18 protein-coding genes are annotated in these 19,852 nt (G+C 72.2%); 11 read left to right on the top strand and 7 right to left on the bottom strand.

What is annotated here, in order from left to right; all coding sequences use genetic code 11:
- Positions 1-189 precede the first annotated feature (189 nt).
- Together DTB53_RS35525 and DTB53_RS35520 are read right to left on the bottom strand one after the other, a co-directional pair.
- Positions 190-867, bottom strand: coding sequence for a response regulator (locus tag DTB53_RS35525; protein ID WP_003971268.1), 678 nt, complete (start codon positions 865-867; stop codon positions 190-192).
- Positions 868-2,052: a sensor histidine kinase gene (locus tag DTB53_RS35520; RefSeq protein ID WP_012382338.1), complete on the bottom strand. Its 1,185-nt coding sequence runs from the start codon at positions 2,050-2,052 to the stop codon at positions 868-870. It abuts the gene before it with no gap.
- Positions 2,053-2,321: 269 nt separating this feature from the next.
- On the opposite strand from DTB53_RS35520, the gene DTB53_RS35515 reads away from it, so the two are divergent.
- The 3 genes from DTB53_RS35515 to DTB53_RS35505 all read left to right on the top strand — a co-directional run bounded on the left by DTB53_RS35515 (position 2,322) and on the right by DTB53_RS35505 (position 8,063).
- The gene (locus DTB53_RS35515; protein WP_042497866.1) at positions 2,322-3,797 is read left to right on the top strand and encodes an alpha/beta hydrolase; all 1,476 of its coding nucleotides are present in this window, start codon (positions 2,322-2,324) and stop codon (positions 3,795-3,797) included.
- Between the two features lie 203 nt (positions 3,798-4,000).
- Positions 4,001-4,657 (top strand): DUF5701 family protein, encoded by a 657-nt coding sequence (locus DTB53_RS35510; protein WP_012382336.1) that lies wholly within the window; start codon positions 4,001-4,003, stop codon positions 4,655-4,657.
- Positions 4,658-5,066: 409 nt separating this feature from the next.
- Positions 5,067-8,063 carry a 3-keto-alpha-glucoside-1,2-lyase-like domain-containing protein gene (locus DTB53_RS35505; protein ID WP_012382335.1) on the top strand — a complete coding sequence of 999 codons (2,997 nt, stop codon included), beginning with the start codon at positions 5,067-5,069 and terminating at the stop codon, positions 8,061-8,063.
- 213 nt (positions 8,064-8,276) lie between these two features.
- Here DTB53_RS35505 and DTB53_RS35500 read toward each other — a convergent pair whose 3' ends face one another.
- Both DTB53_RS35500 and DTB53_RS35495 read right to left on the bottom strand, forming a co-directional pair.
- Entirely contained in the window at positions 8,277-8,861 is a 585-nt protein-coding gene (locus DTB53_RS35500; protein WP_003971263.1) for a DUF998 domain-containing protein, read from the bottom strand.
- A 102-nt stretch (positions 8,862-8,963) separates the two neighbouring features.
- Positions 8,964-9,383 (bottom strand): DoxX family protein, encoded by a 420-nt coding sequence (locus DTB53_RS35495; RefSeq protein WP_012382334.1) that lies wholly within the window; start codon positions 9,381-9,383, stop codon positions 8,964-8,966.
- 26 nt (positions 9,384-9,409) lie between these two features.
- Between DTB53_RS35495 and DTB53_RS35490 the strand changes: the two genes are divergently transcribed.
- Positions 9,410-9,901 (top strand): MarR family winged helix-turn-helix transcriptional regulator, encoded by a 492-nt coding sequence (locus DTB53_RS35490; RefSeq protein ID WP_012382333.1) that lies wholly within the window; start codon positions 9,410-9,412, stop codon positions 9,899-9,901.
- A gap of 56 nt (positions 9,902-9,957) precedes the next feature.
- Here DTB53_RS35490 and DTB53_RS35485 read toward each other — a convergent pair whose 3' ends face one another.
- Positions 9,958-10,947, bottom strand: a complete 990-nt coding sequence (locus DTB53_RS35485) for a helix-turn-helix domain-containing protein (RefSeq protein WP_012382332.1) — start codon at positions 10,945-10,947, stop codon at positions 9,958-9,960.
- Positions 10,948-11,107: 160 nt separating this feature from the next.
- Here DTB53_RS35485 and DTB53_RS35480 point away from each other — a divergent pair, with 160 nt between their 5' ends.
- Positions 11,108-12,136: a saccharopine dehydrogenase family protein gene (locus tag DTB53_RS35480; protein ID WP_042497863.1), complete on the top strand. Its 1,029-nt coding sequence runs from the start codon at positions 11,108-11,110 to the stop codon at positions 12,134-12,136.
- 102 nt (positions 12,137-12,238) lie between these two features.
- Here DTB53_RS35480 and DTB53_RS35475 read toward each other — a convergent pair whose 3' ends face one another.
- Both DTB53_RS35475 and DTB53_RS35470 read right to left on the bottom strand, forming a co-directional pair.
- The gene (locus tag DTB53_RS35475; RefSeq protein WP_042497861.1) at positions 12,239-13,045 is read right to left on the bottom strand and encodes an alpha/beta fold hydrolase; all 807 of its coding nucleotides are present in this window, start codon (positions 13,043-13,045) and stop codon (positions 12,239-12,241) included.
- A 123-nt stretch (positions 13,046-13,168) separates the two neighbouring features.
- Complete coding sequence (locus DTB53_RS35470) at positions 13,169-13,897, bottom strand: TetR/AcrR family transcriptional regulator (RefSeq protein WP_012382329.1); 729 nt, start codon at positions 13,895-13,897, stop codon at positions 13,169-13,171.
- Between the two features lie 148 nt (positions 13,898-14,045).
- Between DTB53_RS35470 and DTB53_RS35465 the strand changes: the two genes are divergently transcribed.
- The 6 genes from DTB53_RS35465 to DTB53_RS35440 all read left to right on the top strand — a co-directional run bounded on the left by DTB53_RS35465 (position 14,046) and on the right by DTB53_RS35440 (position 19,750).
- Entirely contained in the window at positions 14,046-15,254 is a 1,209-nt protein-coding gene (locus tag DTB53_RS35465; RefSeq protein ID WP_012382328.1) for a saccharopine dehydrogenase family protein, read from the top strand.
- A gap of 133 nt (positions 15,255-15,387) precedes the next feature.
- Positions 15,388-15,795 carry a YciI family protein gene (locus tag DTB53_RS35460; RefSeq protein WP_003971255.1) on the top strand — a complete coding sequence of 136 codons (408 nt, stop codon included), beginning with the start codon at positions 15,388-15,390 and terminating at the stop codon, positions 15,793-15,795.
- A gap of 7 nt (positions 15,796-15,802) precedes the next feature.
- Positions 15,803-16,948 carry an RNA polymerase sigma factor gene (locus DTB53_RS35455; RefSeq protein ID WP_012382327.1) on the top strand — a complete coding sequence of 382 codons (1,146 nt, stop codon included), beginning with the start codon at positions 15,803-15,805 and terminating at the stop codon, positions 16,946-16,948.
- 224 nt (positions 16,949-17,172) lie between these two features.
- Complete coding sequence (locus DTB53_RS35450) at positions 17,173-17,451, top strand: hypothetical protein (protein ID WP_003971253.1); 279 nt, start codon at positions 17,173-17,175, stop codon at positions 17,449-17,451.
- Positions 17,441-18,496, top strand: a complete 1,056-nt coding sequence (locus DTB53_RS35445; protein ID WP_012382326.1) for a polyprenyl synthetase family protein — start codon at positions 17,441-17,443, stop codon at positions 18,494-18,496. The genes DTB53_RS35450 and DTB53_RS35445 overlap by 11 nt, the downstream gene beginning before the upstream one ends.
- 69 nt (positions 18,497-18,565) lie before the next feature.
- Entirely contained in the window at positions 18,566-19,750 is a 1,185-nt protein-coding gene (locus DTB53_RS35440) for an oxygenase MpaB family protein (RefSeq protein ID WP_012382325.1), read from the top strand.
- Positions 19,751-19,852: the final 102 nt, after the last annotated feature.

Raw genomic sequence — 19,852 nt, 5'->3', positions numbered from 1 at the left:
TCGCACCACCGTTTCCGCTGGTGGTGGCGTCGACCCGAGGATTCTGCGCCCTCACCGGGGTCTTGCCGCAAGCCCCCCGGTGAGCTATAAGTTGAGAGTGGCAAGGAGAGGTCTCCCTCCTTGCCTTTGTTGTTGGCCCCCTGGCGCCGGGACGTCCTCCGCGTCGTCGCCCCTCGGTCGTTCCCCCGGTCATTCCTCCGCGTCGCGGACCAGCAGGGCGATCTGTACCCGGTTCTGCACCGCCAGTTTGGAGAACAGGCTGCCGGTGTGCGCCTTGACCGTAGCGACGCTGATGTTCAGCCGCTGAGCGATCTCCGGGTTGCCCAGTCCGTCGGCGATGGCGCGAGCCGTTTCGTGTTCCCGCTCGGTCAGCGCCGACAGCCGTTCCCGCGCGGCCCGGCGGGTCGAGTCACGGGCGTGGGAGGACAGCGGGCCGGTGGCCGCTGCGATCACCCGTGCCGTGGCGGCCGGGGACAGCACCGGGCTGCCGTCCGCCACGGCCCGCACGGCGTCGAGGATCCGTTGCGGCGGGGTGTCCTTGAGGACGAAGCCGAGAGCTCCGGCCCGCAGGGCGCCGAGCACCAGGTCGTCGGAGTCGAAGGTCGTCAGCATGAGCACCCGGGGCGGCGCCGCCCGGGCCAGGATCTCCCGGGTCGCGCCGAGTCCGTCGAGGCCGGGCATCCGTACGTCCATCAGCACGACGTCCGGCCGCTGCTCGTCCACCACGATGACCGCGGCGTTCCCGTCGGCGGCCTCGGCGACGACGGTCAGATCCGGTTCGCCGTCGATGACGAGCCGCAGCGCCATGCGCACCAGTTGGTCGTCGTCGACGATGACGACGCGCACCGGCTTCCGCTCGCTGTCCACTCATGCTCTCTTCTCGTGGGTGGCGTTCGGCCAGGGTAGCCGCGCGCGGAGGACGTAGCCGTGGTCGGCCGTGGGGTGATGGTGGAGGGTTCCACCCGCCAGGCCGACCCTTTCGGTGAGGCCGAGCAGCCCGAATCCCGATGCGGGCGGCCGGTGCGCGGTGCTCGCGGTGGCCGGGGCGTTGCGGACGTCGACGCCGAGCCCCGCGCCCGCCGCGCCTTCGAGTGCGACGCGGACGGGCGCGCCCGGGGCGTGTTTGGCGGCGTTGGTCAGCCCTTCCTGGACGACCCGGTAGCAGGTTCTTCCCACGACGTCGGCCGGTGTTCCGGTCACCTCGGTGGTGAGGGTGACGTCGAGTCCCGACGCGCGGGCGTCGGCCACCAGGTCGGGGATCCGGTCGAGGGAGGGCTGCGGTGGTTCCGGGTGGCCCGGGTCGGCCCGGAGCACGCCGAGGACATCGCGCAGTTCCTCCAGAGCCTGGTGGGAGCCCTCGGCGATGCCGCGGACCAGGAGACGGCTCTCCTCGGCTCCGAGGTCGCCGCGGTGGTCCAGCACTCCGGCCTGCATGGCGACCAGGGAGATGCGGTGGGCGAGCACGTCGTGCATCTCGCGGGCGATCCGGTTGCGTTCCAGGACCCGTGCCTGTGTCGCCCGTGCCGCCTGTTCCCGCTCCGCGCTCTCCGCGCGGTCCCGCAGGGACCGCACCTCGACGCGCCGCGCGCCGATGGCCATGCCGACGGCCGCGGCGATACCCGCGGTGAGGGCCGGCAGCGCGAGCTGCAACCAGAGCATGCCGGGCGGGTTCTCGACCGGGTAGACGCCGCCCGCGAACTGTGACGCGGCCACATAGGCGAGGGCGACGGCCCCGATCTCCGCCGGGCGGCGTCGCGTGGCGATCGAGCCCAGCGCCAGGAGGGCGGCGCCGGTGGCGAGCGTCGACGCGGTCGAGGCGATCGCGACCGTCATGGCGACGGCGAGGGGGAATCGCCGCCGCCACAGCAGGGCCGTCAGGCAGCCGAGGGCCACGAGCGGATCGCCGAAGCGGAACCAGGCGCCCGGGCCGGCGCCCTGCCCGTGCAGCAGCACTCCGATGTAGAGCCAGATCGGCACGCTCACCGCGGCGGCCGCCGCCAGCCGCCAGGTCTCCTGCCACCGTCCGAGCCGTGGCGCGCCGTACGTGTTCACCCGTTCATTGTCGCGATGCCGTACGGGCGTCGAGTCGTCCCGGGGGCGGAGACGGCATCGACCGGAGTCGTAGCCGCGGCTCGCCCGTGGTCGGCGCGGCTTCGGGCCGCCGGACCGATGTGCCGCCCCGGCCCGCGCGCACAGACTCGTCCGGACAGCGGCCCCGAGCGTGGAGGCGGCCGGTACGACCACGTCACACAACCGGCGGCCGAGGCTCCGCCGCCGGTGTTCCCGGCGCCCCGCGCGCCCCTTCTCCAGGAGGACGTCAGATGCGTACATCCTTGTCCCTCGCTCTCGCCGTCGGCGTCATGGCGGTGGCGGTCGCGGTGCCCGGAGCGTCCGCTGCGGTTCCGGACAGCGCGCGGGTGGGTCCCGGCCCCGTGCGGTGGGGCCCGTGCCCCGAGGACGTCACCGCCCCCGGGCTGGAGTGCTCGACGCTCGACGTGCCGCTGGACCACCGGCGCCCGGAGGGCCGCCGGATCGGGATCGCGATCTCCCGGCTGGCGAGCGAGAACCCGTCGCAACGCCGGGGCGTACTGGTGACGAATCCGGGCGGTCCCGGGGGCGCGGGGCTGGAGTATCCGGCGGTTCTGGCCGGCGCGGGGCTGCCGCGGGAGGTGCTGGACTCCTACGACGTGATCGGCTTCGACCCCCGTGGCGTCGGCCGGAGCGCGCCCGTGACCTGCGATCTGACGCGGGAGCAGCAGTACCGCGGGAACTTCGCCCCCTACGCGCACACCCCGGCCGACGTCGCGCGGGAGGCAAGGTACGCGCGGACCGTCGCGAAGCAGTGCGCTGCCTCGCGCACGGCGTCGGCACTGCCGCACATCACCACCGCGAACACCGCGCGCGACATGGACCGGCTCCGTGCGGCGCTGGGTGAGCCGAAGCTCTCGTACCTCGGTCACTCCTACGGCACCCAGCTCGGTGCGGTGTACGCGACGATGTTCCCGAACCGCGGCGACCGGGTCGTCCTCGACAGCAATCTGGGCCCCGGCGGCTACGACGTCACCGCCATGCGGTCGTTCGGTCGCGGGCTGGAGGACCGGTTCCCGGACTTCGCGGCGTTCGCGGCAGCGCACCCCGGGTACGGTCTGGGGTCCACGCCCGAACAGGTGACCGCGAAGTTCTTCGAACTCGCCAAGCGGCTGGACGAGAAGCCGGTCCGGGGCATCGACGGGACCGCGTTCCGCGGCGTCACGTTCGAACGCCTCTACGCGGATGCTCTGATGCCCGGCCTGGCGGAGCTGTGGCGGGCGATCGACAGGGACACAGCGCTGCCGCCCTCTCCGCCGCTGCCCGCGAACCTGGAGAACCTCCTGGCCGCGCGCCATTACGTGATCTGCAATGACTCGCGCTGGCCGAGGACGGTCCGGGAGTATCAGCGCAACGTCGCCGTCGACCGGCTGAGGTATCCGATGATCGGGGCTTCCACGGCCGGGATCGGACCGTGTGCCTTCTGGCCGACGGAGCGGGCCGAGCCGCCGGTGCGGATCGGTGACCGGGGTCCGTCGAACGTGCTCATGGTGCAGAACGAACGCGACCCGGGGACGCCGCTGACCGGCGCCCGGGAGCTGCGACGGGCGTTCGGCCAGCGGGCCACGCTGGTGACGGCCGACCAGGGCGGGCACGGGGTCTACCCGTTCGGCGGCAACACCTGCGCGAACGACGCGGCGACGGCGTTCCTCACCACCGGGCAGCGCCCGGCGCGGGACCAGGCCTGCCCTGCGGAACCGGGCGCGTAGGGGAGACGAGAGCGGTGTGGGGGCGGGGGGCGCCGGCGTGTGGAACGGGAGCGGCGGAGGCGGCGCCGACGTGTGGAACGGGCACGGCGAAAGCCGGGCCGTCGGCGGGCCGGAAGGGGGTGGTCGCATCGGGAACACTTCGGTGAGCTCCCTCGTTTCGACTTCCGGCCCACTACCGCCAACCGTGAATCCGAGGAACAGCCTTGCCCGATCCTTCCACTGCCGGCACCGTGCACCCGCTTCCGTCGCCCTCCGATCAGGCGGAGCGCCTGATCGGGCTCGGGGTCCACGAGATCGCGGGGATTCCCGCCGAGGACGTCCGCGCGTTCGCCGCAACGGCCGGCCGGGGCCGTGACGTTCTGCTCGCCGTCCATCCGGACCGCGCCCCCGCCTCCGCCCTCGCGCCGCTGCTCCTCCGCGACGGCAAGCCCGGCTTCGTCGTCGTCGACATGCCCGACGTCGACCGGTTCGCCCCCTCCGCGCTCGACCTCCCCGACGCGCCGCTCTACTTCGTCGCCGGGCTCGACCGCGGCGACCACATGGCCAACTGGAGCCCGGAGGAGGCGTTGCCCGCCCTCACCGAGGAGGGCCGCACCCCCTTGGTGCTCACCGAGGGAATCCACTGGGTCCTGCAACAGCCGGCGGTGCTTGAGCGCAACCTCTGCTTCATGACCATCGGGTCCCGGCTGCGCAAGGCGGACGGCGCCCTGGACGCGCGTACCCCGGCGCTCTGGATCAGCAACGGCACCGGGCGGGACGGCAAGGAGCGGCGCAACGCCCCCAAGGTCGGCTGGTGCTGGTGGGGCAACCGCCATACATGGCTGGGATTCGCCTCCGCCGCGGGCCGCGAGGGCCGGTAGCACCCCTTTCGCCCCGCCGTCGAGCCATCTTCGACGTCTCACCTTCGATGACCGGCCTTTCGATGACCGGCCTTTGATGGAGCGGACGCCCGGCGCCCGTTCCATCGGCGCGCCCGAGAGCACCTCCCGAAGGTGCGCACCCACGCCCCGATCCGAACTGACAGCCTGCCAGATTCCTTGCACAGCAAGGGGTTTGGCGACTTTGCATCAACAACTGCGAACTTTGAACACTGTGGTGACGAAGTATGGACGCCGCCGATAGAAGCCTCCTACTGTTCTCGGCGCAGCCACCGGAGCCCTGTCCGGGCGAAGCGCTGCCACCGCACGAGCCGAACGTTCACCCCCGGGCGCCGGGTGGCCCCACCCACCGCCGCGACGCGCCCCTCGCCGCGAGGGGCCAGGAGGAAGAATGCATCCACGGCCGCTCCACCGTTGCCGCAGACATCTCACCGGTCTGCTGGTCTCCACGTTTCTCGTCGGCGCCTTCTCCGCCGCGCCGGCCGCCGCCGCGCCGGCACCGCGGGACGAACTCCCGCCGCAGGAGCCGGGCGTCACCCTGCGCGTCTTCGACGTACAGGTCCCCCTCAGCGAGCTCTGCGACATCAAGGCCGGACAGACCCCGAACGTCGACAAGTTGATGCCGGGCATCGACTGGAGCTCGCCGGACGACTTCGGCTTCGGCGATCACTTCGTCTCCCAGGTCACGGCCAACCTCACCGTTCCCGACGACGGCGCGTACGCCTTCCGCCTGACCAGCGACGACGGTTCGCGCCTTCGGATCGACGGCTCCACCGTCATCGATCACGACGGGCTGCACGGAGCCGAGCCCAAGGACGGCTCGACCGAGCTGACGGCCGGTCATCACGCCTTGCGGATCGACCACTTCGACCGCACCGGCGGCCAGCAGGTCACGCTCGAATGGAAGCCGCCGGGCGCGGGCGACTTCACCGTCGTGCCGAACTCCGTGCTGAGCACCGACGCCGACGTCGTACGGGTGACGGCACCGGGCAGGAAGGAGTGCGAGGGCGCTCTCGACTCCCCCGGCGACGGGCTGCCGCTGTCCGGGACGCACCCGGACTACGCGCTCACCGATCTGCGGCCGGCGGGCTTCGAGCCGCAGGTCACCGCGATGGACTGGCTGCCCGACGGCCGGCTCGCCGTGACCACCTGGGGCGGCACCGACAACACGACCGGGGAGCTCTACCTCCTCGACAACGTCCGGGGCGACACCGGCCCCGACGAGGTGACCGCCAAGAAGGTCGCCGAGGGGCTTAAGGAGCCGATGGGCGTCAAGGCGGTCGACGGCAAGCTGTACGTGTCCCAGAAACACGAGCTCACCGAGCTGACCGACACCGACGGCGACGACGTGACCGACGAGCGCCGGACCGTGGCGACCTGGCCGTACGGCGGGAACTTCCACGAGTTCGCCTTCGGTCTGCTCTACCGGGACGGGTACTTCTACCTGAACCTGTCCGTGGCGATCGACCTGGGCGGGGCGACCACCGATCCGCAGCCGGCGCCCGGCCGGGGTTCGACCATCAAGGTGAACAAGGAGACCGGCGAGGTCGACCACATCACCGGTGGTCTACGTACGCCCAACGGCATCGGCTGGGGCCCCGAGGGGGACATGTTCGTCCTCGACAACCAGGGCGGCTGGCTGCCCTCCTCGAAGCTGCTCCACATCAAGCAGGACCGCTTCTTCAACCACTACACCAACCCCTCCGGGCCCTTCGACGACAGGCCGGTCACCAAACCGGTGCTGTGGCTGCCGCAGAACGAGATAGCCAACTCCCCCAGCACTCCCCTTCAGTTGACCGAGGGGCGGTTCGCCGGGCAGATGCTGTTCGGGGACGTCACGTACGGCGGCATCCAGCGCGCGTACCTGGAGAAGGTCGACGGCGAGTACCAGGGTGCGGTGTTCCGCTTCACCCAGGGCCTCGAAGCCGGTGTCAACCGGATCAGCCTGGGGCCGGACGGCGCGATCTACGCCGGCGGCCTGGGCGCGGGCGGCAACTGGGGCCAGGAGGGCAAGCTGACCTACGGGCTCCAGAAGCTGTCGCCGAGCGGGGACAAGGCCTTCGACATCCTGGCGATGCGCGCCGAACCGGGCGGTTTCGAACTGGAGTACACCGAGCCGATCTCCGAGGAGACGGCCGCGAAGCTGGCCGAGAGCTACCGGGTCGAGCAGTGGACGTACGCCCCGACGCCCGCCTACGGGGGGCCGAAGATCGATGAGGAGGCCCTCGGGGTCAGCGCGGCCACGCTCTCCGAGGACGGCAGGAAGGTCACACTGACCATTCCCGGGCTCAAGGCGAACCGGGTCGTCCACCTCCGCTCGCCACGCCCCTTCAGCTCCGCCGACGGCACCGAGCTGTGGAGCACGGAGGCCTGGTACACCCTCAACTCGCTGCCCGGCGACCAGCCCCCGGCCACCCGGTACGAGGCGGAGGAGGCCACCCTCACCGGGGGTGCGGGCTTCGACACCGAGCACGCGGGCTACTCGGGCGGCGGCTTCGTCGACAACTTCGGCAACGAGGGAGCGGCGGTCACCTTCGACGTGGAAGCCGGCGAGGCCGGTACCCACGACGTGGGTCTGCGCTACTCCAACGGGCCGAACCCCGCGCCCGGCACGAAGACGGTGAGCGTCCACGTGAACGGGGAGAAGGTGCGCCAGACCAAGCTGCTCTCCACCACGGACTGGAAGACCTGGTCGACGGGCACGGAACAGCTGGAGCTGCGCGAGGGCCGCAACACGATCAGCTACTCCTACGACAGCGGCGACACCGGCCATGTGAACCTGGACATGATCACCGTCCATCCGCAGGGCGCCCGCGTGCAGCTTTTCGACGGCACGGACCAGGCGGCCTGGCAGCATCCGGACGGGCGGGCTCCCGAATGGCCGGTGAGCGGCGGGGAGATGGAGGTCGCCGGCGGGGACCTGCGCACCAAGCAGGGCTTCCAGGACTTCCGTGCGCACGTCGAGTTCCGGCTGCCGAACCTTCCGCCGGACGTGACCGGCCAGGACCGCGCCAACAGCGGCGTGTATCTGCAGGATCGCTACGAGGTGCAGATCCTCGACTCGTACGGTGACACGACGCTCGCCGACAACGAGGCCGGGGCCATCTACACCAAGAAGGCCCCGGACGTGAACGCCGCGACGGCCCCGGAGACCTGGCAGACGTACGACATCACCTTCCGCGCCGCCCGCTTCGACGCCTCGGGCGCGAAGACGGAGGACGCCCGGGTCACCGTCGTGTGGAACGGCGTCACCGTCCACGACGACGTGGCCGTCGACGGCCCGACGGGCGGCGGAGCGGCCGAGGGTCCGACCGCCGGGGCGATCAAACTCCAGGACCACGGGAGCAAGGTCCGCTACCGCAACGTGTGGGTCGAGCCGCTCACCTAACGACTCATCCGCGGTACGGCGGCCGGGCCGACGAAACGGTTCCGGGGTGACGGCGAACGGCTGCCACCCCGGTCCCGTCCGCTCGGGTGCTCCCGTCGCCCCCCGGCAAGATCCGGCCGACGGCGACTACGCGGCTCTCGACGCCTGGCTGCGGGGCGTCACGGGCGGGGCTCGGCGCCTGTCCCACCACGCGTCTTCGGGCTCCCGGGTCCGTCAGGCAGCGGCCCTGCGGCAGGAGACGACCACCAGGAACGGCCACAGCGCCTGGACGAACGTCACGACCCGCTCGGCGACGCCGGGCGCCCCCGCGCTCTGCAGCTCCGCCAGGAACCACAGAGCGCTCGCGCCCATCAAGGCGCTCGCGGCGAGCGACACGTCGAGCCTCAGCCCCCACGGGACCGGCCTCCGGTCCCGGACGGCGGCCAGGGGAGGCCACACCGCCAGCAGGACGAGGCCCACGGTGGACACGGCCCCGTGCTCCAACGCCCCGCCGCTGCTCGGGGCGGGCACCAGCGTCAGGGCCAGTGCGCACAGTCCGCCGCCGGCCAGGGCCACCCGACCGGCGGGTGCCGCGGGGCGGAGCGCGTGCGCGGTCAGCACGTAGCACGACCCCAGCACCAGCAGCATCCCCGTCATCAGCCAGTAGCTGGTGGCGCCGTAGGAGGCCAGCACGCTCAGGGTCTGCCTCGCGGGGTCGTACTCGGGGCCCTGGCGCGTCTGCGCAATCATCCAGGAGCCGACCAGCAGGACGGGGGCGCATCCGGAGGAGACCAAGGCCCACCAGGGAGCAGATCGCATCGAGTCAGCATAAATGCGTGCATCTCGCCTGCTGCTGACATCCGCTCGATGTCAGCCGGCCGGTGCCACCTGCCGCCCGGGGCCCGGCGGAGGTCGGGGCGTTCAGGCCGACAGTACGCGCAGGACCAGTGCGGCGGCGGCCAGCAGGGCGAGCACCACGGGCGGCGCGATCTCGTAGTCCTTGACGCGCAGGTGGGTGACGACGGCCCCGACGAAGTAGAGGACGACGCCGACGGCGGCGGCGGATCCGATCAGCGGCACGCCGAGGCCGATCAGCAGGCCGAGGGCGCCGGCCGCCTTGAGCGAGGCCAGCCAGGGGAACCAGGTGCCGGGGACGCCCACCTTGCCCATGGAGGCCGTGACGGCCTCGTTGCGTGTGAACGTCAGCGCGGCGGAGGCGCCGAGCGCGAAGGCGAGAAGGACGCCGACGACGGCGTAGGCGATGAACATGGTTACCTCGGGATCATCAATGATGCGAATGGCTAGATCGTTGATGACTATAAACAATTTTAAGAGTTCCACAATGTGCGTCCTGATACCGTGGTGGAATGTCAGCTCAGGACAGGGCCGCCCAGCCATCGGCGGGGCCTTCGACGTCTCCCGGCGATCCGGGCTACCGCCTCGGATTCCTGCTCGCCTACCACGGCAACGCGACGCAGACCCTCATCCACAAGGCGCTCGCGGCCACCGGGCTCACCCCGCGGCACATGATGACCCTCCTGCAGCTCGCCGACGGGCCGGTCACGCAGAAGGCGCTCATCGAGCGGCTCGACGTCGACCCCAGCGTCCTCGTGGCCCTCCTCAACGATCTCGAGGCCGACGATCTCGTACGCCGTCGTCGTGACACCGCCGACCGGCGCCGCCACATCGTCGAGATCACACCGCGCGGCACCTCACAGCTCCGCACCTCCGACACGGCGCTCGACACCGTGGAGGACGAACTCTTCACCGACCTGTCCGAGCGCGACCGGTCCACGCTGCGCCGACTGCTGGGCAAACTGCGGACCTCCCCGCAGGACTTCAGCTGCACGGAGGACTGACCCGCCACTGGCTGCGGAGGTCCGGCACCCGGGAAGTCACGGGAGTCCGGACGGAGTCAGCGGATGATGCCGGCCCCTCCCCCGGTCCCCGTGCCCGGGCCCGGTCCGGTGCGGGAGCGGAAGGTACGGCGATAGGTGTCCGGCGGCACGCCGACCGTGCGGTTGAAGTGGCGGCGCAGCGTCGTGGCGGTGCCCAGGCCCGTCGCCGTCGCGATGGCGTCGACGGTGTCGTCGGTGGTCTCCAACAACTCCTGCGCGTGCCGGATTCGTTGGACGAGGAGCCACCGCAGCGGCGTGGTGCCGGTCACCGACCGGAAGTGCCGGCCGAGGTTGCGCGAGCTCATCCCCGCCCGGCGTGCCAGGTCCTCGACCGTGAGCGGGTGGCCCAGCCGCTCGATCGCCCAGGGAAGCAGGGCGGCGAGCGGATGGTTGTCCGGTGCGGGGACCGGTGCGGTCACGAACTGGGCCTGACCACCGTCCCGGTGCGGCGGCACGACCAGGCGCCGGGCGAGGGCGTTGGCGACCGACGAGCCGTGGTCGAGGCGCACGAGGTGCAGGCACAGGTCCATGGCGGCGGCCTTGCCGGCGGACGTGAGGACCCGGCCGTTGTCCACGTAGAGGACGTCCGGGTCGACCATGACGCCGGGGTGACGCCCCGCCAGCTCCCGGGCGTGCGCCCAGTGGGTGGTGGCCCTCCCGCCGTCCAGGAGGCCCGCGGCGGCCAGCACGAAGGCTCCGGTGCAGAGCGACGCGACCCGCGCGCCGGCCTCGTGTGCCGTCCGCACCGCGTCGACGAGCTCGGCCGGCGGGTCCCGGTCGGTGTCGGCCCAGCCCGGGACGATGACGGTGTCGGCGCGCGCCAGAGAGGTCAGCCCGCGGTCGGGCTCCACGAGGAAGCGGCCGACCCGCACGGCACCCGGCCCGCAGAGCGAGAGGCGGTACCAGGATCGCGCCCCGGCGGGCGCGTGGGACCCGAAGACCTCGCAGGCCAGCGACAGTTCGAAGGGAAGCATGCCGTCGGTGACGGCCAGCGCGACGGTACCCATGTCCGAAAGTGTACGAGGGATGGCGTTCCGGACAGGCGCGGTGAGCGACTCCTCTTCGCCAGGATGTCCGTGACGGGCCACCGGGCTTCGGCCGGTCACGGATCACGGGCACCCCGGTCGTCGAGGGGCCGACCCACTCATGCGCGGACAGGGAGCACTCATGGCATCGGGACAGCAGGTGGTGGTGTTCGGCGCGTACGGACACACCGGGCGGTTCGTGGTCGCGGAACTGAGGGAGCGTGGTTTCCGCCCGGTCCTCTCCGGGCGTGACGCGGTCAAGCTCAAGGCCCTGGCGGAGACCGGGGCGGCGGAGGTCCGCGCGGCGTCGGCCGAGGAACCGGAGTCGCTCGACCGGGCGCTGGCCGGCACGGCGGCCGTCATCAACTGCGCGGGTCCCTTCGCCACGACGGCGGCCCCCGTGATCGAGGCCGCGCTGCGCGCCGGGATCCCCTACCTGGACGTGGCGGCCGAGATCGAGGCCAACGCCGACACGTTCACGCACTTCGGGGGCCCGGCCCGGGAGGCGGGGGCGGTGGTCGTCCCGGCGATGGCCTTCTTCGGGGGGCTGGGTGACCTGCTGGCCACCGCCGCGATGGGTGACTGGTCCGTCGCCGACGAGGCGCACATCGCGTACGGGCTCAGCAGTTGGCACCCCACCGCGGGTACGCGCGCGGCGGGTGCGGTCTCGCGGCAGCGGCGGGGCGGCCGGCGCGTCGTCCACACCGGCGGCCGGCTGGAGCACCGGTACGACGCCCCGCCCCGGTCGGAATGGCGCTTCCCGGAACCCCTGGGGCTGCGGCCCGTCGTCGGGGAGTTCACGATGGCCGACGTCGTGACCCTTCCCAGCCACCTCTCCGTCCCCGAGGTGCGCACGTACATGACGGCCGGTGCGGCCCGGGACGTCGCCTCCCCGGAGACGCCCGCCCCCGCAGCGGCCGACGAGCGCGGGCGGTCCGACCAGACCTTCCTCGTCGACGTCGTGGTCCGCTCGGGCGGCGCCGAACGGCGGGCCGTGGCTCGCGGGCAGGACATCTACGCCGTGACCGCGCCGCTCGTCGTGGAGGCGGTCGACCGGGTCCTCACCGGACGGACCCGTGCCCACGGGGTGGCCTCGGCGGGGAAGATCTTCGACGCGCCCGACTTCCTCGGTGCGCTGGCCCCGCACATCACGGTGGAGCTGTGGCCGTGAGGGGGTGGCGCCGTCGGCGGAGGCCGGCGGACCGCTGTGGGTGGAACGGCGGGCCGGGCAGCGAGGCCGGTGGGGTGAGAGGGCGTGCTCGTGCGGCGGCCGTCAGGCGGTGGTGCCCTCCGGGGCCCCGGTCGCCGCCCGCCGGATGGGCATCATGGTCTCCACCGCCTCCTGTGCCAGGTGGTCGAGGATCAGCCGGTCGACGAGGGCCGCCTTCTCCAGGGGTACCAGGTGGGACGCCCCGGGAACGACGGCCAGCTCGGCGTCCGGAAGCGCGCGGTACAGGGCGGTCGTGTGCTCCAGCGTCACCATGTCGTCGTCGCCGACCATGACGAGGGTGGGCGCCTCGACGCGGGCCAGATCCCGGGTCGTCAGCGTGGGCTGCGTGCGCCACATGTCGATCACCTTCTCGGCCACCACCGGCCAGTGGCCCGCGCCGTCCGGTGAGGCCCGCTCGTACAGTTCGCGGAAGAACGCGAGATCGGGCGCGGCGGGGGTCATCGCGTCGAGCATCGACGGCTCGACGAAGGCCTCGGGCCCCGGGCGGAAGTTGGCGCCGATCGCCACGGCCTTGCGGACGAGGTCGGGCCGGTCCCCCGCGACGATCAGGGCGACGACTCCTCCGTCGCTCCAGCCCACCAGATGCGCCGGCCCTCCGACGATCTCCTCCAGGAAGGCCACGGTGTCGTCCGCCATGTCCTGGTAGGTCAGCGGCCCCGCCACATCGGGTGTGTGCCCGTGGGCGCGCCGTTCCGGCAGATACAGGCGGTGCCCGGCGGCGAGGTCGGCACGCTGTGCGCCCCAGGTGTCGTTGGTGCAGAAGCCGCCGTGCAGCAGCACCAGCGGATCGCCGTCCCCCTCCACCTCGTACCAGGTCCTCACACCGGGCAGATCAACGTAGTCGCCCATCGCTCCAGGCCTTCCCGGGCTGTCGTCGCCCCCGTCCCCGTCCAGTCTGCGCCGTGCTCCCGGGGGCTGCCAGGCGGAGCCGTGCGACCACATCCGGGGCTCGCGTACGGAGCCGCCCGGGGATCAGGCGTCGTCCGCTTCGCCGCGGCCCCGCATGCGCCGGACGCTCGCCTCCGCGCCGTCGAGCAGCATTTCCAGGGCCGCGGGGTACGCGCTGTCGTTCATCCTGGCCACCAGCAGCGGAGCGAGGGCGGCGATGTTCGGGTGGGTCTCCGCGGGCAGCCGGGCGTAGGTGGCGCGCCAGACCTGTTCGTCGGCGGCCCGTGCCGCTTCGGGCAGGGCGAGGCTCGCGGCGTCCAGTGCGGCGAAGGCGAGCGCCTGGTCCACGAACGCCTGGTAGATCCGTACGACGTCCGGGTCGGGCAGTCCGGTCGACCGCAGGACGCCGAGGATCGCCTCGTCGCCGGCGATCTCGTTGGCGCGGCCGCTGACCCGGCTGGCGGTCAGCACCGCGGCCTCCGGATGCGCCAGATAGGCGGTGTGGATGCGCCGGCCCACCTCGCGCAGGTCCTCGCGCCACGGTCCGCCGGGCAGCCACCCCCGCATCGCGCGTCCGATCAGTTCGTCGGCGATCGCCAGGGTCAGGTCGTCGATGCCGCGGAAGTAGCGGTAGAGCGTGCTCGGGTCGGCTCCGAGTGCCACGCCCAGGCGTCGCACGGTCAGCCCGTCCCTGCCGTGTTCGTGGAGCATGCGCAGGGCCGTCTCGACGATCAGGCGCTGGGTGACCACCACGCCCTGCCTGGTCGGCCGCCTGCGCCGCCGCGCCTCCTCCGGAACGACTTCCTTCGCCATCGGCGCCCCTTCTCCCGTACCGACGCCGGCACGGTCTCGGCGAGCTTACGCCAACAGCGTTGACGTTGCTCAAGGGCAGCCCTTTCATGGACGAATCCAAGGGCACCGGCCTTCATGGCCCGGCTCTCTGACGAAAGGCACATCCGCCATGCGCGTTCTGCTCGTCGGCGCAGGTGGCGTGGGGACCGCGATCACCGGGATCGCCGCCCGCCGCGCCTTCTTCGACCACATGGTCGTCACCGATTTCGACCTCTCCCGCGCCGAGGCCGCGGTGGCCGCCCTCGGCGCGGAGGAGACCAGGTTCACCGCGCTGCGCGTCGACGCCTCGGACCGGGCCGCGGTCACCGCCCTCCTCGTCGAGCAGCGGTGCGACATCCTCGTGAACGCCACGGACCCCCGGTTCGTGATGTCGCTGTTCGACGCGGCGCTGGCCGCCGGGGCCGACTATCTGGACATGGCCATGTCCCTGTCCTCCCCGCACCCGGAGCGTCCGTACGAGGAGTGCGGCGTCAAGCTCGGCGACGAGCAGTTCGAGCGCGCCGCGCAGTGGGAGGAGGCCGGCCGTCTCGCGCTGGTCGGGGTGGGCGTCGAGCCGGGGCTCTCCGACGTCTTCGCCCGGTACGCGGCGGACGAGCTGTTCGACGAGATCGAGGAGATCGGGGTCCGGGACGGCGCGAATCTTGAGGTCGACGGCTACGACTTCGCCCCGTCGTTCTCGATCTGGACGACCATCGAGGAGTGCCTGAACCCGCCGGTGGTCTGGGAGAAGGAGCGGGGGTGGTTCACCACGGCCCCGTTCAGCGAGCCGGAGGTCTTCGACTTCCCCGAGGGCATCGGCCCGGTCGCCTGCGTCAACGTCGAGCACGAGGAGGTCCTGCTGATCCCGCGCTGGGTGGAGTCCCGGCGGGTCACGTTCAAGTACGGTCTGGGCGACGAGTTCATCGAGACCCTCAAGACCCTGCACGCGCTCGGCCTCGACCGCACGGACAAGGTGACCGTGCCCGGCGGCGAGGTCTCCCCCCGGGACGTGGTCGCGGCCTGCCTCCCCGACCCCGCGTCCCTCGGCGACCGTATGCGGGGCAAGACCTGCGCCGGCACCTGGGTCAAGGGCGCCAAGGACGGTGTGCCACGCGAGGTGTACCTCTACCACGTGGTCGACAACGCGTGGTCGATGCGCGAGTACGGCTCGCAGGCCGTGGTCTGGCAGACGGCGATCAATCCGGTGATCGCCCTGGAGCTGCTGGCGAGCGGCGCCTGGAGCGGCGCGGGCGTGCTCGGCGCCGAGGCGCTGCCTCCTCGGCCGTTCCTCGATCTGCTCGTCGACCACGGGTCGCCGTGGGGCCTGCGCGAGCAGTGACCACCGGCCCCTCAGGGGCCCGCCGAAAAAAGATCCGAGAAGTTTCGGGCGACGGTGTCGAGAACACGGGTCCGGCTCCGTCCCCGTAGTGGAAGCGGCCACAATGGGCCGCACAGCACCGAGGAGTGACACCATGGCCAAGTACCTTCTGCTCAAGCACTACCGCGGAGCCCCGGCCTCGGTCAACGACGTGCCGATGGACCGGTGGACGCCCGAGGAGATCTCGGCGCACATGCAGTACATGCAGGACTTCGCGGACCGGCTGGAGAAGACCGGGGAGTTCGTCGACGGGCAGGCGCTCGCCCCCGAGGGCGCTTGGGTCCGTTACGACGGCGAGGGCCGCCCGCCGGTGACCGACGGGCCGTTCGCCGAGACCAAGGACCTCATCGCCGGCTGGATGATCATCGACGTCGACGGCTACGACCGCGCCGTCGAACTGGCCGGGGAGCTGTCGGCCGCTCCGGGGGCGGGCGGGAAGCCCATCCACGAGTGGCTGGAGGTCCGCCCGTTCCTGTCCGCGCCGCCCACCGTCACGGAGTGACCCGACGATGAACGAGGCCCTTCTGCGGAGCCTCACGCCGAGCGTCCTCGGAGTCCTCGTCCGCCGCGGAGCAGACTTCGCGGCGGCCGAGGACGCCGTGCAGGACGCCCTGGTCGAGGCGGTCCGCGTGTGGCCGGGCGAGCGGCCGCGGGATCCGAAGGGCTGGCTGGTCACCGTGGCCTGGCGGCGGTTCCTCGACGCGACCCGGGCGGAGGCCGCCCGACGGCGGCGGGAGGACCTCGTCCACGAGGAGCCCACGCCCGGCCCCGTGCCGGCGGTGGACGACACGCTCCAGCTCTACTTCCTGTGCGCCCACCCGTCGCTGACGCCGTCGTCCGCCGTCGCGCTCACCCTGCGCGCCGTCGGGGGGCTCACGACCCGCCAGATCGCCCGGGCCTATCTGGTGCCCGAGGCGACCATGGCGCAGCGCATCAGCCGGGCGAAACGCACCGTCTCCGGTGTGCCGTTCGATCAGCCCGGCGATGTGGCCACCGTGCTCCGCGTCCTCTACCTGGTCTTCAACGAGGGGTACTCCGGCGACGTCGACCTCGCAGCCGAGGCGATCCGGATCACCCGCCGGCTCGCGGTGGCGATCGACCACCCGGAGGTGGCGGGGCTGCTCGCCCTCATGCTGCTCCACCACGCCCGCCGCGCCACCCGCACCGCGCCCGACGGGAGTCTGGTGCCGCTCGCCGAGCAGGACAGGGACCGCTGGGACAAGGGGGCGATCGCCGAGGGCGTCGGGATCCTGCAGGGGGCCCTCGCCCGCGACCGGCTGGGCGAGTTCCAGGCCCAGGCCGCGATCGCCGCGCTCCACGCCGACGCGCCGACCGCCGGGGAGACCGACTGGGTGCAGATCGTCGAGTGGTACGACGAACTGGTGGGCCTGACGGACAGCCCGGTCGTGCGGCTCAACCGTGCGGTGGCGGTCGGCGAGGCCGACGGACCGCGCGCCGGGCTGAACGAACTCGCCTCACTGAGCGACACGCTGCCCCGCCGCACGGCGGTCGCCGCGTATCTCCACGAGCGGGACGGCGACCTGCCGAAGGCGGCCCGGCTGTACGCGGAGGCCGCCCACAAGGCCCCCACGCTCGCCGAGCGCGACCACCTCACGCGCCAGGCCGCCCGAATCAACGCGGATCTCCGGAACTGACGAGCCCGACCGCGCCCGCACGCCTCCTCGGGTGTGCGGCCGGTCCGGTCCACGGTTGTGCGGCCGGTCCGGCGTACGCCCCACCGATTCCGCCTTCGAACCGTACGGTCGAGCGAGGTGATCACTCGATCGTGACTTCCCCCCGTTCGTCGCCCGGTGCGTCGGGATGCTGGGTACGGGCGCGCGCGTCCGGCGCCGTCGGCAGCTGTGGGGTGGGGAGTGGCATGACGCGAGAAGCGGGGCCTGAGGGTGGCCTGGACGAACGGGTGGTCCTGCTCGTGGCGGGAGCGGCCGATCTGGCCGTGAGCGCGGTGGGTTCGGCCCTGGGCGCGGTGCGCGGGCTGCTGCGGCGCTCGGACGCCGCGGAACTGGCGGCGGAGGCCGAGCAGGAGTTGACCGCGCGTGGGCGTCTGGTGCTGGGTCGGTACACCGCCCCGCCGCCGGCCCATCTGGAACTGCTCGCCCGGCAGGTCGTCGCCCGGCGGGCCGCCGATGACGCCTGACCCGCGGGAGCCGGCCTCTCTCAAGGTCCGGGTCGAGAAGGTGCTGCACCCGTTCGTCGCCCGGGAGGCCGATCTGTTCGCGGCGATCGACCCGGCCCTGGCTCCGGTGGCCGCGCAGGTGGAGGCGGTCGTCGCGGACGGCAAACGGCTGCGGGCGGCGTTCTGTTACTGGGGCTGGCGGGCGGCGGGGCAGCCGGACAGCGACGCGCTGGTGCGGGCGGCCGCTTCCCTGGAGCTGATCCACGCCGCCGCCGTCGTCCACGACGATCTCATCGACGACAGCGCTCTGCGGCACGGCCGCCCGACCGCGCACATCGCTCTGCGCGGTGCCGTGCGCCGTCGCCCGCGTTCGGTCGCCGCCGCCAGGTCGTTGGCGATGCTGGTGGGGGATCTGCTGATGGGAATGGCCGGGCAGCTGTTCACAACCAGCGGTCTGCCCGCCGCCTATCTGGGCCGGGCCCGCCCGCTGTGGACGGTTCTGGGCCGGGAGCTGATCGCGGGCGAGTGCCTGGAGATCCTGCGCACCGGAGCGGAGCCGGACACCGCGGCCTCGCTGAAGGTGATCCGGTACAAGACCGCCAAGTACACCGTCGAGCAGCCCCTGTTGATCGGTGGCGCGCTGGCCGGGGCCGGTGCCCGGCTGTGCGAGGGCTACTCCGCCTACGGGCTGCCCCTGGGCGAGGCCTTCCAGCTGAGGGACGACCTGCTGGGGCTGTTCGGAGATCCCGGACGCACCGGCAAGGCCAACGCCGACGACGTGTGCGGCCATCGGCCCACGGCTCTGCTGGCGGAGACCTGGCGGGTCGCCGGTGACGACGACCGCGACCGGCTCCGGTCCCTGCTGGGCCGGCGCGACCTGGACGAGGACGGGCTGAACGCGGTGCGGGCGGTCATGCGCCGGCTGAAGACCCCCGGACTCGTCGAAGGCATGATCTCGGCGCGCGTCGACGAGGCCCTCGCCGCCCTCCACGAGCTGGACGTGCCACCGCGCGCTGCCGAGGCCCTCACCGCGCTGGCGACGTCGGCGACCGTCCGGATGTCCTGACCTCTCGCCCGTCCGCCACGCACAGCACCACATCTCACAGCACCCGCACCAAATACGAGGAGGTCCGTCGTGACGTATACCGAGGCTTCGATGAACGCCCTGCGGCAGGGCGGTGACGAACTGGCCGACGCCACCGTCGCCGCGCTCTTCGAGCGCGGGGAGGTGGGGAAGTTCAACACGCTGATGCGCTACGTCTCCACGGCCGGCGCACCCCTGCCGGACGGGTTGCCCGACGTCGCCCGGGAGTACCTCCGGGCCACGAGTGCCCCGCCGGACTGGGTCGATTGGGCGGAGATGGAGAAGGCCCGGCTGTTCTTCATCGACAACAACGTCCACATCTCGACCGCGCTGTCGTTCGCCTCCATGCCCGCCTGCTACCTGGTACCGCACGTGGCGAAGCTCCTCTCGGCCACCCACGGACTGAAGTACCCCTCCAAACGGATGGCGGAGACCGGCCAGTTCACGGTCCACCTGATGCGGCCCGACGCCTTCGAGGCCGGAGGCCGGTTCCTCCCCGCCGCCCAGAAGGTCCGCCTTCTGCACGCGTCGATCCGCCACCATCTCCTGCGCGAGGAGCGGTGGGACACCGACGCGCTCGGGACGCCGATCTGCCAGGAGGACATGATCGGCGGGCAGATGTTCTTCTCCCTGCTCGTGCTCGACAGCCTGCACCGCCTCGGCATCCACCTGTCGGAGGAGGGCGCCGCGGCCTACTACTACGCCTGGCGCGTGGTCGGCGCGATGCTGGGCGTCAGCCAGGAAGCCGCCCCCCGGTCCCTGGACGAGGCGCGCCGGTTCCTCGACCTCTACATGATCCGGCACATGGGGCCCTCCGACGAAGGCGCGCTGCTGACCCGGCAGCTCATCGAACTCTACGAGGAGGTCGTGCCCGGGACCCTCTTCGATCCGATCGTCTCCGCGCTGATCAGGCACCTGGTCGGCGCCACGTGCGCGGACTGGCTCCAGGTGCCCCGCACCTCGTGGGACACCGTCGTCAAGGCCGTACCCCACCTCCTCGGCGCCCTGGAGACCGTGGAGGACCGGTCACCCCTCGGCGCCTGGGCCCTGGACCGCCTGGGCCACCTCACCACCGTCCTCGAACTGTCCTCCCTCACCCGTGGACGCGTGATGCACTACGCCATCCCCGAGCAGCTCAAGGAGGAGTACGGGGTCTCCCCCGGGTCGTCCCGAACCCGCCGCTGGAGCCCGCCGCCCGTCACCGTCCCCGCCCACCCACCCCACCGTGACAATTAGGTAAGCCTCACCTAATATGCGATGTGTCGTCTTCGGGTCCCCACATGCCGAGAAGCCGGTATCCCCCCTTCTTTCGTTCGCCTCCCGGGAACGGCTCCGTCC

Source organism: Streptomyces griseus (assembly GCF_900460065.1).
GTDB lineage: Bacteria > Actinomycetota > Actinomycetes > Streptomycetales > Streptomycetaceae > Streptomyces > Streptomyces griseus.
This window is presented reverse-complemented; position numbering and strand designations above follow the sequence as displayed.